Origin of the sequence: Flavobacterium sp. 103 (assembly GCF_003096795.1) — a bacterium.
Lineage (GTDB): Bacteria > Bacteroidota > Bacteroidia > Flavobacteriales > Flavobacteriaceae > Flavobacterium.
In genome coordinates this window covers 3,512,340-3,534,127 of sequence record NZ_QENX01000001.1, presented here as the reverse complement: position 1 = coordinate 3,534,127, position 21,788 = coordinate 3,512,340, and the positions used below count along the sequence as shown (strand labels likewise).

The following is a 21,788-nucleotide window of genomic DNA, read 5'->3' as shown; positions in this document are numbered from 1 at the left end:
TCAAATATTTACAAATCATTTAATAAACCAATCGTTGACTATGTGTAAGTTTTTTTTTGCTCGAGTAATTGAAGTGTAAAGCCACTGATAAATTCCAGGTTTATTGATTCCGTGAATTTTATTATCAAGATATAAATATACTTCATTCCACTCACCTCCCTGTGCCTTATGACATGTTAATGCATACCCATAAACTGTTTTTAGAGCGTTAAGATATGGGTCTTTTAACATATTCTCTTTGAATGCTGAATCTTTTTGATGAATACCTTTCTCTTTCATTCGTTTAAAATAATCAATCATCAAGTCTTTGTGTTGTTTTGAGTCTAAATTTGTTGATGTGGAGTACAGAATATCTTCAATTAAAAGCAAATTAAATTTATTCTTTGATGTAATTTCTTCAACACTAACTTTTATAAATGACAAACCACATCTGTATTCTTTACTTCCTATATCAACAACTATTATCTGGTCACCATTTACAAGATTAGAAATGTAATTGTTTTGGGTTACCATCAACAAATCACCAATTGATATTCTTTCTTTGTCCTTTTGAAGTATGGAACGAATTACTTTATTTAAATCAGAACAATGTTTGTTTGTTTGACAAATTAAAGTTGAGTGCTTGAACCCTTCCGCTTTGATTTTTTCAATATAATCGTTTAGCATACTGGCGTGAGAGTTTTGAATAACAATATTGTTATGCCCTTTTATGGGGAAATTTGCATATTTTACATTAGGGTTTGTATAATATAATTGACGGAGTTTAAAAGACGCTTCTATTATCCCGTTTGTGTTTGATTGCCTAATTATCTCTGTCATTTCAAATTCTGAAGTTTGCAATTTGTATTGTTCAGCAATATGAGAAGCGGAAAGGGCGGGGGAATTTGATTGGTTTATTGGTGGAAGTTGACAAGGGTCTCCAACAAAAATAAATTTACCATTGGTGTCATAATTTAAGATATCACCTAGTAAATCCCCAGTTCCAAATTTAGCAAAGGAAACATTTTTATCTATTTTGTCAGAAACCATTGATGCTTCATCAATAATATAGATTTTTTCAGACTCTGAACTTATTGTTTTTAAATCAAAAAGCAAAGTGACCTGACCTTTGTCATCTATTGAAAAATCTTGCTGTATTTTACTTAATTTTTCTAAATCTTCACTCAATTCATTGAAAACATAAATATGACTGTGGATAGTGTTAGCGTTTGTTTTTGTTTTGTCTGAAAGTATTTTCGCCGCTCTTCCTGTTGATGCTAAAAGAGCAAACGGAATTTTATTTTCTGATAAACGTTTAATTAAACCGCTCATCAAGGTTGTCTTTCCTGTGCCTGCATAACCTTTCAGAATAAATACTTTTTCTGATTTATTTTCAATAAAACGGCATAAAGCATCAAATGCTTTTTGTTGTTGATGTTTTAGCTCAAAATCAAAATATTTGTCTTTATTAATAATCATACCTCATTAATTTATTTTATTCCTTTTAAGAAATGATAATTATATAATTAATACTCCCACTCACCGTGACTTACTGGTAAACGATTTAATTCTTCTTTATAGAGCTTCCATTTAGGTAAGTATTTTTCCAAATGCGCCAAGAAATTTTCATTGTGATGTCTTTCTATTAAATGGGTCATTTCGTGGACTATGATGTACTCTAAACAATTATAGGGTTTCTTAGCTAGTTCCAAATTAATCCAAATTCTTTTTTGTTCAATGTTGCAAGTTCCCCATTTGGTTTTCATCTGTTTTACTCCCCAATCTGATACTGATACTCCAATTATTGACTCCCATTTTTCTATGAGCTGTGGGATTTTATTTTTTAATTGTTTTCTATACCATTCATTGATACAATTTTGTCGCTGTTCAACTGTTGCATTTGGTCTGATGAATAAATCGATGTATGTTTTTGTTTTTATTTCAACCCTTGGAGGCGCATTTTGTTCTATTACTCGCAATAAATATCTTTTCCCTTCGAAATAATGACTTTCTCTTTGCTCAAATACTCTGGGCGTTTGTCTGTCTTGCATTTCAAATTTTCGTTGGTTCTTTTTTATCCAGGCTAATTTTGAAATCGCAAATAATTTGACCGCTTCATCATCAACATTTAATGGTGCTGCAATTCGTACCCGACCTGTTGGTGGATAAACCGAAAGGTGCATATTTTTTATGCTCTTTCTAATTACATCTATGGAAAAATTACTTACTTCGATTTGGTGCATCTTAATATTCTTTTTGATTTGAAACTATATCAAAGACTTTACTTAACATCAACTCATCATTAATGCCATTGCTTTCCAATATTTGCCTAATTGCTATTTCTACTTTTCTTCTCTTGATGTGTGTACTTCGCCAATCATCATCTTTTGTATTTCTAATATGCTGGTCTAATTCGTTTGCCAGTTTATCATTTTTATCCAAATTGTCATACAATGCTTGTTTTGGTTTTGTATCAATAGTGCCAGGATAGTCTTTTTTGGTGTTGGGTTGAATATTTCTGGCTAAAATTTCATACTCTTTCAACAACTCTTCATACGATATTGCTCCTTCTTTTCTCAAACGGATTAACTCTACAAGCAAAACACTCATTTTTTCATAATATGCCGGATTGATAGGCATTTCCTGAATGATTGTTTTACGCATATTATTTTCAATAGTTTCACTCATTGCGCCTCTGTTTCCTTTTATGCTATTAGGAAGTTTGTCTGTCGCTTCTTCAATACCATTATCAACTATTAATTGTAAAAGTGTTGCTTCTCCTAAATTAGATAACACGCGACTTGGATCTGCTGTTAAATACATATCTAACATTTGGCGCATATCTGGTTCATACTTTTTCAAATCGATATAATCAGAAGAATAATGTTTGATACTATTTCTTAATTCGGCGTAGTAATTTACTTTTTCTTTGATTTTATCGGCTTCTACTTGTGTATATCCCGCTTCAATTATTTCTGATGCAATATTATTGTAGGCTCTAATTAATGCCACTACCAATTTATATAAAGTCAAACGTTTTTGTTCGTTGTCTTTTAAGTCGTCTTTGTTTGTTGGGTCACCACAGAAATAGTGATAATACTGCTCTAATTGTTTTGGTGCCGGAATGTCTAAACACAATTGGTGTAATGCTTCAACGGCATCTTCCAAACGTTCTTTTGCTTTTTCTAATCTATCGGTTAGCAATCCTTTTACATCTTCAATATCATATTCATCAAACGCATCTGAAGTATAATCTGAAATTGATTTGTTTAAGTTTTCTAATAAGTTTTTATAATCTACAATATATCCAAACTCTTTGTAATATGGGTCATTTTCTTCTTCTTTACCTAATCTATTGGTTCTGCAAATGGCTTGAAATAAACCGTGGTCTTGCATTTGTTTATCGATATACAAATAGGTGCAATGTATAGCATCAAAACCAGTAAGCAGCTTATCTACTACTATAAGCAATTGCATATTTGAAGGTTCTTCCTTGAATTTCTTTTTAGCGAATTTTTCAAAGGCTTCTGCATCTTTAAAATCGTAGTCCTTGAGCATTTTTTGATAGATTTCAAACTGCTCTTTCTTTTCGGTTTCTCCAGCTCCTGTTTCTTCTATTTTTATGCTGTTTTCATTAGGTTCAAAACTGGTAATTATACCGCATTTTTTTATTCCGAAGGATTGGAAAATCTCGTAATAACGACAAGCTTCATAGATACTTCTAGCTACCAAAATAGCATTCCCTCTACCATCTTTTAACCTTGGTTTTGTGATGAAATCCTTTTTAATATCGAATACTATTTTTTCTAAACGTGTTTTAGTACTTAAAACTTTTTGCATCGTCCCCCATTTTTGCTTGAGTTCCGCTTTGGGAATATCATTCATTCCGTGGGTTACAATTGCAAACCATTCATCAATGCCTTTTTGGTCAAAAACGTGTTGGTCCACATCACGCGCTTCGTATAATAAATCTAGCACAACACCATCTCTAACCGCCTCGTCAAACTTATAGGAATGGATGTAGCGACCAAAAATTTCTAAACTTTTTTTCTTGTCTTTTTTCAATAATGGTGTACCTGTAAAACCAATAAAAATGGAATTATCAGGCAAAATGGTTTTCATAGCACCGTGTAGTTCTCCACTTTGAGTTCTGTGGCACTCATCTATGAAAACAATAAAATCTCCTTTGGGTTGAAAATCTTTTGAAATTTTTAGTTCTTCAATAAATTCATTGGCGGCATTATCTTCTTTACCTCCAAACTTATGCACCAAACTGCAAAGTAATCTTGGTGCAGTATTGTTTAGCCTTGATATCAAATCGGCACCGCTTTTTGTTCTTGTAATGGTTTCACCAACTCCAAGAAAAACACCTTCAATTTGTTCGTCTAAATCTGTTCTGTCTGTAACGATTAGTAATCGTGCTTTTGGATTGTTCTCTAATATCCATTTTGCCAACCAAACCATCGTTAAACTTTTACCGCTTCCTTGTGTATGCCAAATAATACCACCTTCTTTTCTAGCAATATATTTTTGAGCTTCTTTTATCCCGAAATATTGATTTGGACGACACAGTTTTTTTGTGCCGTGGTCGAATATTATAAAATCGTGAACTATTTCTAATAAACGTTCTTTGCTACAAAACTGTTCGATGTGTTTGTCTAATAGGATAATATTAGGATCATACATATCGTTGTCTTCTTTCCATTTTAGGAAGTATTTCTCTTCTGTTTTAGTCGTACCATAATACAAACCATTGCTATCATTTCCGGCTAATACCAATTGAATGGTAGTAAAAAATGATTTATTGAATAAATGCAGTTGATTGCTTAGGTTTTGTCTAATTCCTTCACTAGCTGAAACACTAGCTTTTTTTAATTCTAAAACTCCAATAGCAATACCATTGATGTAGATTACAATATCGGGTCTACGTTCTTTAGCTCCTCTAATAGTGACTTCTTCGGCAATGGTAAAATTATTTTTTAATGGATTTTCCCAATCAATGAAATCTACGTGTTCTGGTCGTTTTATGGCTTCTACTTTTTTGGATGTTCCATAACGCAATAATGAATAGACTTCTTTGTTTGCGGTAAAAAGGTCGTCGTTAGAATTTATAGTTGCCTCTTTCTTCAAAGCAAACATTGCTTTGTTTATCAATTCATCGCTATACTTTTTAGTGCCTTGCAAGTATTTACGCAATTCATCTTCTTCAATATTGCTGTTACCTTCTCTTTCTTCCCAATTACCCAAATAATCGTATTTCAAAGTTTCTTGAAACAATTTTACTACACGGTTTTGTGTTGCTCTTTCTATTTGTCCTACTTTACTCATTGGTCTAATGGTTTATTATTGCGGAAATTCTATCTAGAAAATTTACTTCTTCCGTACTTATTTTTTCATCTATTAAATCGGAATAATCTATTCCGTCAACTACAAATTGGATATTATTCTTTTCTTCAGAATATAAACTTTTTGATTTGTTTCTTTCTTGTCTATTGTTATCAAACTCCTTTGAAAATGGATATAATAAACCGCCAGCCACTACATTTTTACTTTGCTTAAAATACGTTATATAGGTGTGTATTTGAAAAAAATCGGCTCGGTCATAATCAAAATAAACAAATTCCATTCGTTTGTATTTTGCATCCCAAACCATTACATCATTTCCTTTTTCTAAAACAATATCTGGTATGAGTGTTCTGCTAAAATCTTTGTCTTTGTAAGTTGTAATTTTATCATTTCTAATTATCCAACCATCTTTTAAGAACCGTCTTTTTAAAATAGCTCTTAAATACATTTCCCATATTTCAGCTACATCAATAAAAAAACTCAACCCCTCTTTGTTTTTATTTTCACTATTACCAAAATTCTTTTTCTTTATTACGTCCCAGGATAAATCAACAAGTGGCTTATAGGATAAATAAATATCTCGATATTGTATTTTATTATAATCGTTTTCAGATATATATCCGCCATCTGTTTTCGATGTATATAGCTGTTCTATTGCGTTTTTAGAACTCATTGATATCATTTCGTTTGTTAAATGATATTCTGCCTTTAGCATTCTATGTGCATTTTTTAAAATGCTTGTAATTGTTTTATTAGGGGTTTTCTCGTGGTACTTACTGATAATTTTTTCTTCTGTATATAATGGCAAAATAGATTTTCTGATGTCTAATTTTCCAATTATAGTAGCTCCTTTTTGAAATTTGATGATGCTGTTTTTTGGAATACCGTGTTTATTGGCTTTTGATAAAAGATTTAACCATAAAAAGGAAATTAATTTCTTTATGAGATATTGGTATTCCTTTTGTTTTTCTAAATTGTTATTTGAATGTGGAAGTCTGATATTGTACACTTCTTCGAGCATCCTGAAAAGCTGAGTATTTCCAAATCTAGGATTGATAGTTATTTTGTATTTCAAATTATTAAACTCAAAAACCGCTTCTCCAATAAATCTTCCAGCATACCATTTAGCTTCTCGATAATTAAAGTAAGCTATTTCTTCATCATCCTCTTTAGCCTTTTTACCAAAATTAAAAATATTTAGATTGTTTTTTTTAGATATAAAATATTGAATAGCTTCGCCGTGTCCTTCCTGATTTTTAAAGGAACAACAATCGTTAGCTTCTAATATTATAGTTTCTAAACTCACTACTAATTTTGATTGTAAATGATTTTTAACTCTTTTAATATTTCATTTTGAACTTCTAATTCCATATTGCCTAGAAAAGAAACTAACATTGGTTCTAATGAAATTTTCCATAAAATATTGGTAGCTCCATCACCTCTATACAATTGATATCTTAGCGATTTATAACCTCCAATTTCTTTATAGCTTTTATAAATTTCTACAATTTCAGCGAAAAAAGTATGTCCGATTTGGTATTGTTTACCAAGTTCTGGTATTGAGGAAATCTTGCGGTTAAGTTGAGTAGCATTTCTTATAAATCTATTCATTTCTTCATCCATCCTTAATTTTGTATTCAATGCACTGTTTTTGTGGTGAATGATGTTCCACAATGTGTTTTCATCATAACCGTAGAAAAACCAAAGAAATCTTCTGCGTAAAGCAAAATCTATTCTTTCCAATGAAAAATCAATTTCGTTCATTGTGCCAATAATATATAGATTTCTTGGAATTGTAAGTTCTAAATCTCCAACACCTACTTGAATAGGTTGGTCTCTGTTTTCTAAAGCTGAGAATACTTCTCCAAATAATCTTGATAAATCAATTCTGTTGATTTCATCAAGAATTAATACGTGTGGCATATCGTCGTTTGGAGAAGCACCTAAATCGGCTTTTGCTTTCTCACAAATATTAAAAAGTATACCTGGAGTCTTTTGCGTGTTACCATCTTTTAATTGGTATCCAGCAATAAAATCTTCATAAGTATAATTGGGATGTAGTTGCAGATGGTGAATTCTATCTGTGGTTACATCCGGTTTTACTCTGAAATAGGTTGTAACATTTGCTTTATTTTTGAGATAGGCATAGGTTATCAAAGCATCTGCTAAATGTTTTGCTGTAAATGTTTTGCTTGTTCCTGGAGGACCATATAATATTATTGCTTTTTTGTATTGTAACCCTTGAACTTCCGAAAATCCTTCCTCTGTTAAAGAATAATTCCAAATTCTAGCATAATCATATTCATAAAAATCAAAATTAGGATTTGTTAATGCTCCCAATTCTTTTCTGATTAGTAAAATTTTATCATCTGTATTTAGATTTTCATCTGCTTTTTGTTCATCTGTTAGTAAACCCCAAAATGAAACCAGGATTTGATTTTTGTGATTTTCAGATGCTATTCTTTCATAATTATCGGGATTACCAGCATACGTAAGAATATTGGTTACAGCTAAACTTTTTTCTTGTAATTCATCTTTGAATGAATCTGGCAGCATATACGTTGTGCTTTCTGTACCGTATTTTTGGAACAAGCATATATATTCTATCCAGTCTTTAGCTTCTTGCACTGTTGCAATTTCACCAAGAACAATTTTTTGTCTTATGAAACGAATTAGAATTAAAATGAATTTAATCTCCTCGTATTTATTGTTTGTATGCCATTGTCCTGCACTACCAAAACCAATTGGATAAATCGTATCAACTAATTCTTCTTCGTCTAGATTAGTAATTCTTTTTACATATCCTTTTTTTGTTGGAATTCTTATATCATCAACAGCAAAAGACCATAACCATTCTGCGTGTGCAAAAACCAATCGAGTAGATAAATCAGCATTTTTAAATTGATCTGTTACTTTAGCATCAAAACTACCATTGGTATCATTGTAATTTTCAATATAATTAGAAAAGCATCCTTTGATGGTATTGTCATTTAAAATAGCCGTATGAGCACTCAAAATGCTATCCCCATCTATCAAAAAAACTTGTATGAATTTATCATAAAATTGATAAATATCTTCGGCGTGGTATTGTTTCATACTAATCTAATTTTACCTGTTAAAAGGTTTTGCATCATTCCCAATTTTACATTTTTATATTTCTCCAATTTGGTTTCTAAAGCGGTTATCTCTGCATCCATATCAGAAAGAACAGTTGTGATGCGGGTTTGTTCTTTTGATGGTGGAAATAGAATTTCAATTTTCCTAATATCATCTAATATCAGATTTTGATGTGAACCTGCTTTAACATTATCGAATATTTTTTTCTGTCCTTTATCTGATTTTAAATAAAGCATTACCCAGTCTATTAGATCAGGTTCTTTAAACTTTAAAATAGCAACTGCTCCACCAATAAAAGCTAATTCATTCGATTCAAACACTCCAACATTCCCAACACTTCCGGAAATGGAAATTAAAAGAGATTTTTCATTTAAGAGAATTTTTGGAAATTGAAGTGCTACTGATTTTGGAATAAAGTAGTCAGTATCTAAATTAATCCATTTATTATTAAAATCCTTGTTTTGAATAAATGGCAATGTATCTTCAGTTCTATACTTAACTAAAGAGGGCTTTATATAAGCTGTATAATCAAATCCTGTTTGCTTAGTGAATATTTTAGTTAATTCTACTAACTTGTTCTCCACCCAATTTTCTCTTGGTTGAAGTAATTTTTTCATTGCGCCTTGCTTGATATTCCTTTTTTTTACAATGAGTTTTTCTAAGCCTTTTACTAAATTATCTGCATCGGATAAGGCGTTGGTTATGGCAATTTGTTCGGGATTACTGGGGCATACAAATTTCGTTGCTTTTAAAATACTATTATATAACCGCTGAATTGTACCACCTTCTGTATTGTATTTAACAACTTGAAAAATATGATACAGAAAAGCATTAGAAATAACAGACAATTTATTATCTATCCATACTATGTTAGAGTCTTGAAAATAAGCATCTTCTCCATCATAAATAATTGTTCTACCAATAGTTCCAGCAGCAGAAATTAAAATATCTCCTTTATTTGGAAAAGAAAATTTTTGACGATATTCATTGTATAAATTTTGTGATATGTATGCATCAGCCTCTTTGCCAAATGTTCCTATTTTATAAAATGGAATTGCACCAATTGATTTAGTTTCGTGATTAAAAATTCTTCTGCACATTTTCACTTCACCAATACTCCCCAATTCCTTAACCTCCCAATTGTCAGGTATTAAACCAAGTTCTGACTTTTTATAACCTGCTCTTACTTCCATACAAATCCCATTTTTTGAAGGTGAGCAATCACTTTGTTTTCTAAATCGGTAACATCCTTGGTTTGTTTGGGTAGAGGTGTTTCGTATAGTTCTGCTAATTCCTTTATGCGTCCTGTAAGGCGCTGGCTTATGCGTTCCATTTCGGATTTTACACTTTTTTCAATACTTAACATCCATTTATCATCAACAACTAAATGTTTAATTTCATCAATGGTTAGTATTTTGTATTTGGCTAATACTTTTTTATCTAATTTGGCAGTAGCGTCTTTAATTTTTTTGGTTAGTACTGCTTGGTCTTCAATTAATTTTAAATAGGTTTTTAACACGGTAATTTCTTCGGTATTTTCTGCTTTTAGTTTTGGTGTGTCAATAGCTTTTAATCGTTTTTGAACCGTTCCTTTGTTAATTTTATCAAAATCTGAAAAAATGCCTTCTTCTGTATCGTGTTCTTCCTCAAGCTCTGTTTGCGCAGCTGCTAAAGTTTCCTTCTCGGCTTCTAGTTTTTGAAGTGCTGTTTTTTCAGGCATAAAATAACGGTCAATAACTAGTCCTTTTGGCACCAAGTCACAGTCCCAACCTTTATCGGTCTCTACACCCGCTTTGTTTTTAACTAATATTCGGAAAGGTTCTGCTTTCCAACCGTCAACAGCAATCAGATAGGTATCATCTTGCATTGTTTCATTCCAATAGTTCATCACGTGTTGATAGATATCATATTTATCCATCAAAGCTTTACTTGTATAATCAGATAGTATCGCTTCGGAAATGGTATGAACTACTTTTTTTGGTTTGATACCCGCCGATAATTGCTTTAGGAAAATGGTGTTTTGGTTTTTCCAATCGTAAAACAACTTGTCCATTTCTTTGCTGAACAAAACAAATTCTGGATGATTAAAAATGGTTTGTTTGACATCTTCTTTGGCAATTTTAAGGTTGCTGTAGTTTGGTCTTTTGTTGGGTGTAAACAATTCCTTTTTAAGTGAAGGATAGACTTCCCAATATTGTTTTAAAGCTTCGATATCCTCATTTGGTATTCCTCCTAATAAATGAGCTTCAATATCTTGAATGTCTTCTACTTCTTGATTGTCAATGTATCTTGGAATATTTAAGTTGAAATCGTTTTTCGGGTCGCTAATTTCGGTAATGCTCACCAAACGACTAAATTTTGGTATTTCAGTTTGTTTGTTAAAAACATCTGTTATTTTATGAATGTCTTGCTCTCTTAAACGGTTCTTGTTACCGTCTTTGATAAAACCTTTACTGGCATCTATCATAAATATTCCCTTTTCATCATCGGAAAGATCTTTTTTGTTTTCGGCATTTTCCATATCAATTACAATCACACAGGCTTTAATACCTGTTCCATAAAACAGATTGGCAGGTAATCCAATGATGCCCTTGATGTAACCTTTTTGAATTAAGCTTTTTCTAATTTCGGCTTCTACATTACCACGAAACAAAACGCCGTGTGGTAAAATACAAGCTGCTTTTCCCGTGCTTTTTAATGATTTTACGATGTGTAATAGGAACGCATAATCACCATTTTTTGTTGGAGGAATTTTCCCTTCTTCAAAACGGTTATAAATGTCATTTACCGGGTCAAATCCATCAGTCCAGTTTTTGGAAGAAAAAGGTGGATTCGCGACTATGTAATCAAATGTTTTTAAATCACCCAACTCGTTTTTATGCAACGGATTGGAAAGTGTGCTTTGCCCTTTTTCGATAACTGCTTCCGGGTTGTTGTGCAAAATCATATTCATACGCGCCAAAGAAGCATTTGCTGTTTCTTTTTCTTGTCCGTATAAGTTGACTTTATTTTCGGCTTCGTCGGCTACCTTCAGCAATAAGGAACCCGAACCACATGTTGGATCGTAAACAGTTTGTCTTTCCTTATTTCCTTTGTTTACTTCTATTACTTTGGCTAATACACGGCTAACTTCTGCAGGAGTATAAAATTCACCTTTGCTTTTTCCACTTTCAGATGCAAAGTGTCGCATTAGGTATTCGTAAGCATCTCCCAATATATCATCGCCTTCTGCTCTGTTCTTGCTAAAGTCTAAAGCAGGATTTTCGAAAATAGTAATAAGCCCTGTTAGCTTATCAATCATTTCTTTTCCTTTTCCTAACTTTTCTTCGTCCTGAAAACTGATAACATCAATTACGTTAACTAAATCATTTTCTTTGGCCAGTTTGGTTATTGCCATATCCATTTTTTCTCCAATACCCTTTTTCCCTTTCAGGTCTTGCATATCTTTGAAACTACCACCCTCTGGAATAAATATTAACGCATTTGGATCATTTGAATATTTATCGCTTACATACTTCACAAATAATAAAACCAAGACGTAATCTTTGTATTGACTTGGTTCCATAGAACCTCTTAATTTGTCACAACTTGCCCAAAGTGAGCTATATAATTCAGATTTTTTAATTGCCATTCTGTTTGTTTACTTTTCTTATTTTAATTTTTATTTTCAATACTCTTTAAATAATATAATTGTTCTCTTTAATTAATGAAATTAATTACTTCTCAAAACAAAAAAACAAAGTTCTCACTTTAGGGATTGATTTACGTTAATTGTTCCTGCAAAACCAATTCCAACAAACATACAAAAAAGCAATGGAAAGAAATATGAGGAAAACAGTAAACGAACAAAGAAAAAAGAAAAATAGTGGTTTTTTTTTTGAGGTAAGTAGGGGACAAAATTTTGAGTAAATAATTTTTATTTATTTGGTTTTAAAACTTTCAGATTAATTCGAAAAAAACAAAGCAAAATAAAACGTTTATTTTTTTATGATACCCTATAAATAACTGTATTGTTATCAATAAAATATAGTATTTCTTTATATAATTCCTCATTAGTCAATTCTGATCATTTACTCTTTCGTTCCTGTAACATTCGAAATACTTCAGGATTTCCCCTAATAATTATCAGTTAATAATCAGTTGCTAATTTTGGAAAGGTGATTTTGCTTTTCTTCATTTATTATATAAAGGTCTTTTAAATCTATTTTGTATAATACTCTATATTTCATGCATTAGTTTAGTACTGTACGTTATACTTCAAGGAATTTTCATTAGATTATTCTTTAAAAATTTCTCTCAAGTCATAGCCTAATGCAGAAAATATTTCTGAAATGGTATTTATGGAACAGTCCCTTGTAATTCCTTTTTCAATATTTCCGATTCGTGTTGCCGAACATTTGTTTTTATACACTTTTATGGATAATGCAGTTAGGCTTAACTTCTGTTTTTTGCGCTCATTGTAAATGAATTTACCGATTGCTTCTTGAATGGTTTCTTTTGACATGGCTAAATAGTTTTAAGTTTTATTGTATCGTATAGGTATCTGTACCGGTATCAATATAATGTTGAATTGCGTTATAAGACTCCTCTTTTGTAATATTTAATCCTTTGATTTCCAGTGCTTGTATTTTTCGCTCCTGCACCATTCGGTGTGCTTCGTGGCTTCCCCATGAAAATTCTTCATCATTCTTTTCTGGAAATATTTCGGTATAAGGTATTGTTTGTAGTTCAGCTATTTCGGGCTCCGGCGATGGTTCCTGAATATCCTTTTTTCTGAATTCTCGCCAATCCAATTTTATCAAATAGTCCGCTAGATCACTGCCTTTAGTTTTATCCGCTTCAGGAGCCAACAGTTCTAATAAATCTGAAAATATAAAACGTGTTCCAGGTAGACGGCTTTCGTATTCTTTGGCTTTGGTTTTCCATTCTTTGAAGGTATTGCCATCTTTTGAAAGGTCAGGAAACACATAAACAACACGACCTTGCAATACTTTTAATTTATCAAATGAAAAACTACTTTTGTTGTAGACAGCGAGAAAAATTAAATCCTCAGGTGTTTCGGGTAATCCGAAATACAAAGTACAGTAAACTGCTGTTTTCGGGGATTCAAACAAAACAACGGGATTGTTTGGGTACATCTTTAAAATCTGTTCGCCAAATAAACAGGAAATTATTTTCTCCTGCTTTATGTATGCTTCCAGCCATTCGGGCAAAGGTTTGTTGTTTTGGGTGTAATGCTTTTTAATTATTGAATGTAAAAAATCTGTGCTTGTGGTGTGGTTCTGTTCGTCAAATTGTTTTACTTGAATTGCCCTTGCATTACCGTTTATATCAATAAAAGGAAAAGTAATTGCGCCTGCTCTGTAGCCATTTGCAACTGTTCCCAATCGGTACAGCTGTATGACCTCTGTAACATCATCAACTTCAAAAGGGAATTGTACCCTGTGAAGTAGATTTTGTATAAATGTGTTCTTCTCATAGCGTTCGGATTGCAACGTTTGTTTGAAGGTTTCAAAGTCAAAAAATACCGGAGCAGGAGATGTTGGTGTTATCTTTTTTCGAGATGACTTCCAGTTGTATGGTAGTTCAGAAAGATAACCTCGTTCTTGTTTCCATATTGCTTTTGCATATCCATCTGAGGAAGGATTTAGGTGGTATTTACAGTTATCTACACGTTCACAACGTCCATACTGTTCGGGCAAGTATTCGCCTGTTTCTTTATCAATGTAGCGAACGAACTCATTTTTTTTTCCGCAACTAGGGCAATGGAACTTTTTACTGCCTTTTTCTAAACTGTATCGGTATTCATTCATTGTTTACCTTTTTTAGTAACAATAGTAACACTTAGTAACACCTGTTACTAAGTGTTACTATTGTTACTATTCCTGTTTACAATTCGATTAACTTTTACTTTGAAACTTTGAAACTTATTTTCGTCTGTACAAAGCCTTTTGGCAATGCCATAAGCAGATAAGGTTGGTTCCGCTTGCATCAAATCTTTGACATTACTTTCAAGTTCCTTTTTTTCGTTTTCGTTAACTTGTTTGAGGTGTTCCCTCTCCGTTCCAAAATCAATTAATTCAAATTCTAGAAAATTAAAAGGCTTATCAATTTTACAAACGCATACGTTCTCAGCATCATAAATCTGTTCTGTATTGCGCTGCTTAATCTGCTTCAAGTATCGTAAACTTTTGTCAGTATTGCTTTCTCCTATGGAAAAGGAACTATCACAGAAGTTTATTAGCATCTTGCTTCCTTGTAAATCATTTCGGGTTATCGGCTTTGATAAATCTCTTTTGGGAGTATGCGCAAGTGCTAAAATTGAAAGTCCGTACTTGCTTTTTAACGCTTTCAAATGCTTCATTAATGGCAAAGCATCTTTAGCTTTTTCATTTTCATTTTTTAGGTAAGTAAGGTTATCAATGATTAAAACTTTTGCTCCAGTTTCTTTAATGCTTCGTTCCAGTGAATGGTTGAGGTAATCTTCAAAGGTTTGATTTTCGGGAATACTAGCGTCGGGGTCTATTTCAATCCGTATAAAATTATCGTCCCATTTGTAATGACTATCGAAATTTGAAGAGTATCGGTTTTCAAATTGTTTGTCCGAAAGTTCAAAATCAAAATATAAAATCGGTTGCTTTGTTGCCTCCAGTTTAAAGCCCTGTATCTCTTTGCCAGTGCTTATGCTGTCACCAATTTGCACGGCTAAAATTGACTTGCCTAAGTTGGTGTCGGCAAACAAAATACATAGTTCTCCCTCAAACCAAAATTCACCAAAAAGCATCTTGGGAATAGGTCGTGTTTTAGCTAGTTCAATCCAACTGTTTGCAGGTTTTACAATAAACAGTCCTTTGATTTCTCCCGATTCTATGGCTAAATTCCGTTCCTCCTCCGCTTTAATATCCTTAATACCTACTTGGGTAGTTGCAAGGCTTTGTGCTACGCTTTTTTTTGTCAGTTCCTGTAAGTGGGATAAGTAAGTTTTAGGGTCGTTGAGGTCATCAAACACGGGGTTTAGTTTCGTGTTTGTAAAATCATTATCTTTGACTTGTGGAGTTAAAGATAAATTATTGGGGCTTTGGGAGTTAGTAGTTTCCATGGCCCTTTATCTTTTATATTTTAAAGATTTCACTTCTGAAAGGCCTTTTTTGAATTGATGTTGGTCGATTAGGATTCTTCGACCAATTCTTTTAGCTTCGATTTTTCCCTCTTTAATCCAATTTCTAATGGTCAGTTCTGAAACTCCGGCGTAAACGGATAGTTCTTTTACAGAATTAAGTTTTGTCTCTGTAATTTGGAGTGGGTGCTTAATATCGATTAGTAATGTTTCGATATTCAGTAAGCGGGCTTCTAATAATTCAAATGGATTGATCATAACTTTGTTTTTAAATGTTTAACAAAGATTATGACCAACCCAATAGTGCGAACCGGTTATAACCGGTTATTATTTTAATAAAGAGGTATAAAGCCCTCTAAAATTTTGGTCTCGTCAATAGCTTTGCCTCTTTTATCCTCGGGAAGCAAGCTTGTAACTTCTTTAAATAATTTAATCTTATTTTTAAGTTTGGTTTTACTCTGGGGGTTAGCTTTTCTGTCAATGTTAGTAGCATAAAAGGTATAGTATTGATAGAGCTTTTTATGCGAAGTAAATTCAGATCTGACAAGGAATTCACTCGCATTTTGCTCCGTTATGTGCTTTCCCTCATAATAGGCTTTTAATGCAATATGCCTTAATGAAATTGTAAAACCGTTTTCAGATTGTGAAATTGTACTTTCTTTTTGTTCCCTGTCGGGAATAGTGGATTCGAGGTGTATAATTTCTGTTTTTTTAGATTCTAAAAATGAAATCATTTTAAAATAACTTGATAATCTTGGTTTAATCATTTCAATGTCCAAATCGAAACCGCATTGCTGTTCAGTTACTGTTTTTTGGTTCTTCACCACTGGTTTTATATATTCTTTTATCAGTTTTATCTCGCTTTTTACAAAATTAATTTCGTCGTTATCTTCATTTAGAGTCTTATAATAATCAAGTAATTCCGGATAATCATTTTTATACTCTTGTAGTGTTTTATTGCGGAAACTATCCGACGAATTTGAATATGGTGAATTTCCTATTTGCATATACCTGAAATTTATGATTTTAATTTATGATTATTTGCCTAGCAATTGTCGATTTACACTATTTTTTTTAACGGAATTTCAATACTAAATACTTCGTCCATAGCTTCTTTTTTCTCGTCATCGTTAACCTGATAGTACTGATTTAGGGTTTTCATATCATTATGGCCAGTTATTGAAGCAATAAGTTTGTCGGATTTTCCTTGTCTTTTCATCATGGTTATAAAGGTTCTCCTTGCCGTATGGGTCGAAATGCGGTCATAAAAAAAGATATCTTCCTTAATGTTCTCCTTGCCTTTGGTAGTCACTTTTTGCACCTTGTGAGTATATTCCATTTCTTGAAAACAATCTTTGATATACTTGTTTTGCTTTTGGTTCGCAATAAGAGGTAATTTATAATCATATTTCAATAAAATATATCTCGATAAGCTTGTCAATGGGATTTCCCTAGCCTCCTTTGTTTCGTCTTTGTCCTCTTTAAGAGTGATGTTTTGATCCGAAACGTTGCTTTTTGAAATTAAAGACAATTCCCCAAAACGCATACCGGTAACACAGGCAAACACAAAAACATCTCTCACACGCTCCAAACTTTCTGTTGTGAATTTGTGTTGCATCAATTTATTTAGATCGTCAATAGTGAGCGCAATTTGATTAGTGATAACTTTTGGAACTTTCTTAAATCCTATAAATGCATTATTGAAAGTATATTTCTTTTCAAAAGACCAATACATAAAGGACTTGAACAAGGTTAAGTTTCTTGCATAGGTATTATTAATGTGCTTCAAATCGCCCATACAATAATCTGTAAACTCATTGTGAAACGTTTTGTTTATCCGACTGTATGTAAGTTTGTACTTTTTGGCTTTCTCAAAGTTTTCAAGTATATTTTTTATATTGTCATACCTCAATACTGTAGCTTTAGCCCATACTTGCGCTTTTTTCTTTTCTGCCATAAACTCATCAAAAGCATCGAAAAAAACATTCTTGCCGGATACGGTCTTTTTAAATTCCTCGTCGAATACTTTTTTCAAAGCTGTTGAAGTCAAAGTTTCTCCAATTCTTTTATAAAGACTGGCCGTTTCAATAAGTAAATCAGAATAGCGGTTTAATTGCTGTTTGATTGTTTCGGCTGTTTTTCCTTTTTTACTACCTGAAACATACGGAAACTTATTTTCCTTGTCCCAATGTTTTGGAAGTATCGTTTCTCCAGTTGAATAAACGAATTTTTGATTCGTCTCATCCTTAAAATTACAAGTGAATAAAATTAAAGTTTCTTTCTCTGAATTGGGTTCTTTGAGTTTAAAAGTGTACTTCATATTTGTGGAATTTAGGACAAAATAACGTTGCCGTTTTCGTTGCCGTTTTTTGGTCAAAAAATTTACAGTTGCCGTTTTAGTTGCCGTTTTTGTTATAATTCGATATAATTAAATTGCGACACAAATATAAATATTTATATGTTTATCAGGCAATTATAGCCCTAAATATTTATTAATTACAAATTAAAATATAGAAAGTTCAAGAACCGGCGATTCCACAAAAAGCCTTGTAATCAAATGATTTACAAGGCTTTTTATTTTTAGTTACAGTTTTAGTTGCCCTTTACTTCTTGTTGTAAAGTTTAAAGTACAATCGCAAAAGATTTAAAAATTAATCGTTAGACCTACGAAATTTTATAAATTTTACCCACATCATTACTAGAAAAAACATCTGTAAATGAATTTCTTATGAAATCACATTGCAATAATAATGATCACCACAATATTACCATCTAGTTTTCAACTTATTTTAAGTAGACAAAACTCAACATAAATACATAAATATTGATGATATTTGAAGACTTAAAAAGCTTCATAATAAAGGTATTTCTTTGTCTTTAAAATTTTTTGTAATGAAAAAAATCGCCCATCTCCTACTTATTAGTTTTATATTCATCTGTTTTACAGCCCACTCTCAGAAAAATATATGGGATGAAAATCCAAGTGATTCACAGGTTGAACTAGACAGTTTGTTAACAATCTTGCCGACATCTAAAGGAGAAAAGAAAATGTCTTTATTAAATAGAATTGCCGAGATATACTGGACCACCGATCCTAATAAAACTTTGAAATATGGCTCGGAAGCTTTACGTTTATCAATTGAGTTTAAAAATAAAGACCAAGAAGGGCTAGCACTAATAAATTTGTGTCAGGGTTATTTGTTTAATAATATCTATGACAAAGCTTTAAAATACGGATTACAATCCTTAGAAATACGAAAAGCCATCGGAAATGATTATGATCTCGCCTTTACCTTACGCACACTTGGCTGGTTGTACTATGACATTGGGTATTATGAAAAAGCATTAGATTATCATAACCAAGCTTTAATCATACATGAAAAAATAGGCGACAAGCAACGAATTGCATACAGTTATAACAGTATTGGAATAATTCATGATGGCAAAGGCGATTATAATTTGGCATTATTTTTTTTTAAAAAATCTTTAAAGCTCATAGAAGATTCTAATAATATGGATAGGATTGCAGAAACTATGAAAAATATGGGCATTTGCTATCGCAAAATTAATGAACTCAATTTGGCCAAAAAATTCTTAGAGTCTGCACTGGTTATTGAGAGTCAAATTAAATATGACTATAAAAAGGTTTATATTCTTCATGAACTTGCCATAGTACACTTAAAACTTAAAAATTATGAAGAATGTTATTTATTGTTAGAAGAATCTAGGAATATTATTAAGGTATTGGGTAACAAAAAGGAACTACTTTTAGAGAATGATAAAATTATGTCCGATTATTATTTAGCATTAAATAATTATAAGCAGGCTTTCCATTTTTACAGGAAATATACTAATAGTAACGCTGAAGTTTTCACAAGCAAAAAAAGTGAAAAGTTGGCTGAAATGCGGATTTTATATGAGGCTGAACGACGCGAATCTGAAATCAAGTTATTAGAACAACAACACCAGTTGGAATCACAGAAGAGAAAATCCTTATTGATTGGCTCTTTACTATTGGCAATCATAGGAATTCTAGTAATAGCTTCGTTATGGAATAATATAAAAAAGAAAAAAGCTATTTATCTAAAAAATCATCAACTTTCGAAGGAAAAATTAAAATCACAATTTCTATTGCAGGAGAATTTAGAACGCAGATTGGATTTTAGAACTAAAGAACTTACAAATTTAGCTTTGTTCATTTCTCAAAGAACTAATATTTATAAGGATCTGACAAAATCTTTAAAAAATTTAAAATTTACCGATTTAAGCGTACTTAAACAAGACATCAATGCGCTTATAAACGATTACACTTTTAAATTTGATTTAAATGAAGATATTCAACAATTTCACTCAAACATAGAAACTCTACAAAGTGATTTTTTATTTAGAATTAAAGAAAAACATCCTAATTTAACGGATAAAGACATTCAGTTGGCGGTACAGGTTAAACTAAAACTTAGCTCTAAGGAAATAGCAAATATTAATAATATCTCTGCTAATTCAGTAGAAATTGGAAGGCATAGACTAAGAAAAAAATTAGGATTAGAAAACAAAGACAACCTAGTTATTTATCTTGAAAACATTTAGGCTATTATCCTTTTTTGGACATCTTCGAGTATTATCCCTAGTCTTTCATAATAAATACCATTCATAAGACTAATAATGAAAAATCAGTAAACAGTTTCGAAATTAATTTTGGAACTGTTTTTTGCTTTATAAGTGCTGCTTTTTATTTTATGCTGTTGATGCATTTTATTAGGTGTTAAGATACAATTAGCGTTGTGTAGTTTTTTTTTTAGTGTAAAGTTTCACTCCATTTCTTACCAATAACTTCATAATTGGTATTCTTATATCAAACCAATCAACAATATATTCTTACTTTAAAATACACTTTTATTTTTTCTATGATTGAATTTTCATTTTGATCAGAATGTAATAATGAAAAAAACTGTTTTTTATTATTTAATCTCCATCCCATTAAAAATGCAGTGTTGACATGGATAATTCTTTGTTAAAACCACTATCTACAATGGTTTTGTTTAAGGATGTAAAGGTCAAGTAAAGTTTCTTTTTGATGCTTTATCTTGAAATAATTTAATATTTGTGAGCCCAAAACTTAAAATTAAAATTGAATAATAATTTAACTAGCAAATAAATTATTACGAAGATCAAAAAATCAACAACAGTCGTTAAAACGTCTAATTTTTTGCTTTCTGTTCTAATGTATTTTGGATTTGTGAAAATGTCATATCCACAGCACATTATTTTAAAAAAGAAGTTTTGGTGAAAGTATTATTGAAAAAGAATTATCAAGAAGAATGCCTTTAATATCATACTAAATACGTTAAAAATGAATACAACTAAATTACTGTCAAAATTGTGGGAGCAATATGCTGAAATTACTCCATCTGCAAAAAAAATTCACGATCTATTAGAGCGAAAAGGTGAAGAAATAAAAAATGATCATATAGCTATTCGAACATTTAATGATTCGCGTGTAAATATTAGTGTTTTAGAAAGACTTTTTCTAGAACTTGGCTATGAAGAAAAAGGAGAATATGTTTTTGAATCAAAAAAATTATTTGCCAAGCATTATGAACATACTACCGATATAAATGCTCCACGAATTTTTATATCCGAATTAGAGTTAGAAAAATGTTCTCAAAAATTACAAGAAACCGTAAACACCATTTTAGATAATTGTGATCAATCTACTTTTAGCAATCCTGAATTGGTGATTTGCGGTAGTGTTTGGGAGTCAAATTCTCAAGAAATTTACAACCAATTACTAGAAGAATCTGAATATGCCGCTTGGATGTATATTTATGGATTCCGTGCTAACCATTTTACCATAAACGTCAATGCTTTAAAAGATTTTGATACCCTACAAGACTTAAATGCTTTCTTAGAAGATAGTGGTTGGAAACTAAATGCTTCTGGAGGAAAAATCAAAGGAACTCCTGAGCAATTACTAGAGCAATCAAGCACATTGGCCGATTTACATATGGTTGATTTTAAAGAAGGATCTTTACAAATTCCCTCTTGTTATTATGAATTTGCTCTTCGTTATACTATGTCAAATGGGGAGTTGTATCAAGGTTTTATAACTTCCTCTGCTGATAAAATTTTTGAAAGCACTGATGTAAAACTACAAAGCATTTAATAAAACCACCAAAGAAAAATATCATTTTAAACACGACGCAACCACATCAAAATAAGAGACTAGTAC

At 31.6% G+C, this 21,788-nt stretch carries 15 protein-coding genes; 2 read left to right on the top strand and 13 right to left on the bottom strand.

From position 1 onward, the window contains the following. Positions 1–15: 15 nt before the first annotated feature. The 13 genes from C8C85_RS14985 to C8C85_RS14925 form a co-directional block, all read right to left on the bottom strand. Complete coding sequence (locus C8C85_RS14985) at positions 16–1,458, bottom strand: ATP-dependent RecD-like DNA helicase (protein WP_116797786.1); 1,443 nt, start codon at positions 1,456–1,458, stop codon at positions 16–18. Positions 1,459–1,505: 47 nt separating this feature from the next. Continuing rightward, the gene (locus C8C85_RS14980) at positions 1,506–2,222 is read right to left on the bottom strand and encodes a M48 family metallopeptidase (protein WP_116797785.1); all 717 of its coding nucleotides are present in this window, start codon (positions 2,220–2,222) and stop codon (positions 1,506–1,508) included. A gap of 1 nt (position 2,223) precedes the next feature. Continuing rightward, complete coding sequence (locus C8C85_RS14975) at positions 2,224–5,307, bottom strand: type I restriction endonuclease subunit R (RefSeq protein ID WP_116797784.1); 3,084 nt, start codon at positions 5,305–5,307, stop codon at positions 2,224–2,226. A 4-nt stretch (positions 5,308–5,311) separates the two neighbouring features. Continuing rightward, positions 5,312–6,631, bottom strand: coding sequence for a 5-methylcytosine restriction system specificity protein McrC (locus C8C85_RS14970; protein WP_116797783.1), 1,320 nt, complete (start codon positions 6,629–6,631; stop codon positions 5,312–5,314). Positions 6,632–6,633: 2 nt separating this feature from the next. Further along, on the bottom strand, positions 6,634–8,421 hold the full coding sequence (locus C8C85_RS14965) for an McrB family protein (RefSeq protein ID WP_116797782.1): 1,788 nt from the start codon (positions 8,419–8,421) through the stop codon (positions 6,634–6,636). Further along, a complete protein-coding gene (locus C8C85_RS14960; protein ID WP_116797781.1) occupies positions 8,418–9,635 on the bottom strand; it encodes a restriction endonuclease subunit S in 1,218 nt (405 codons plus the stop codon). The genes C8C85_RS14965 and C8C85_RS14960 overlap by 4 nt, the downstream gene beginning before the upstream one ends. Continuing rightward, positions 9,626–12,073 carry a type I restriction-modification system subunit M gene (locus C8C85_RS14955; protein WP_116797780.1) on the bottom strand — a complete coding sequence of 816 codons (2,448 nt, stop codon included), beginning with the start codon at positions 12,071–12,073 and terminating at the stop codon, positions 9,626–9,628. The genes C8C85_RS14960 and C8C85_RS14955 overlap by 10 nt, the downstream gene beginning before the upstream one ends. Positions 12,074–12,718: 645 nt before the next feature. Then, the gene (locus tag C8C85_RS14950) at positions 12,719–12,946 is read right to left on the bottom strand and encodes a helix-turn-helix transcriptional regulator (protein WP_116797779.1); all 228 of its coding nucleotides are present in this window, start codon (positions 12,944–12,946) and stop codon (positions 12,719–12,721) included. A gap of 19 nt (positions 12,947–12,965) precedes the next feature. Next, the gene (locus tag C8C85_RS14945; protein ID WP_207786937.1) at positions 12,966–14,255 is read right to left on the bottom strand and encodes a DUF6371 domain-containing protein; all 1,290 of its coding nucleotides are present in this window, start codon (positions 14,253–14,255) and stop codon (positions 12,966–12,968) included. 47 nt (positions 14,256–14,302) lie between these two features. Beyond that, positions 14,303–15,541 (bottom strand): AAA family ATPase, encoded by a 1,239-nt coding sequence (locus C8C85_RS14940; RefSeq protein ID WP_116797778.1) that lies wholly within the window; start codon positions 15,539–15,541, stop codon positions 14,303–14,305. Positions 15,542–15,547: 6 nt separating this feature from the next. Then, a complete protein-coding gene (locus C8C85_RS14935) occupies positions 15,548–15,817 on the bottom strand; it encodes an excisionase family DNA-binding protein (RefSeq protein ID WP_116797777.1) in 270 nt (89 codons plus the stop codon). 74 nt (positions 15,818–15,891) lie between these two features. Beyond that, positions 15,892–16,566, bottom strand: coding sequence for a hypothetical protein (locus C8C85_RS14930; RefSeq protein WP_116797776.1), 675 nt, complete (start codon positions 16,564–16,566; stop codon positions 15,892–15,894). 53 nt (positions 16,567–16,619) lie between these two features. Further along, on the bottom strand, positions 16,620–17,879 hold the full coding sequence (locus C8C85_RS14925) for a tyrosine-type recombinase/integrase (protein ID WP_116797775.1): 1,260 nt from the start codon (positions 17,877–17,879) through the stop codon (positions 16,620–16,622). 572 nt (positions 17,880–18,451) lie between these two features. Here C8C85_RS14925 and C8C85_RS14920 point away from each other — a divergent pair. Both C8C85_RS14920 and C8C85_RS14915 read left to right on the top strand, forming a co-directional pair. Further along, positions 18,452–20,146, top strand: coding sequence for a tetratricopeptide repeat protein (locus C8C85_RS14920; protein ID WP_116797774.1), 1,695 nt, complete (start codon positions 18,452–18,454; stop codon positions 20,144–20,146). A gap of 763 nt (positions 20,147–20,909) precedes the next feature. Continuing rightward, entirely contained in the window at positions 20,910–21,722 is an 813-nt protein-coding gene (locus tag C8C85_RS14915) for a DUF1338 domain-containing protein (RefSeq protein ID WP_116797773.1), read from the top strand. Positions 21,723–21,788 lie beyond the last annotated feature (66 nt).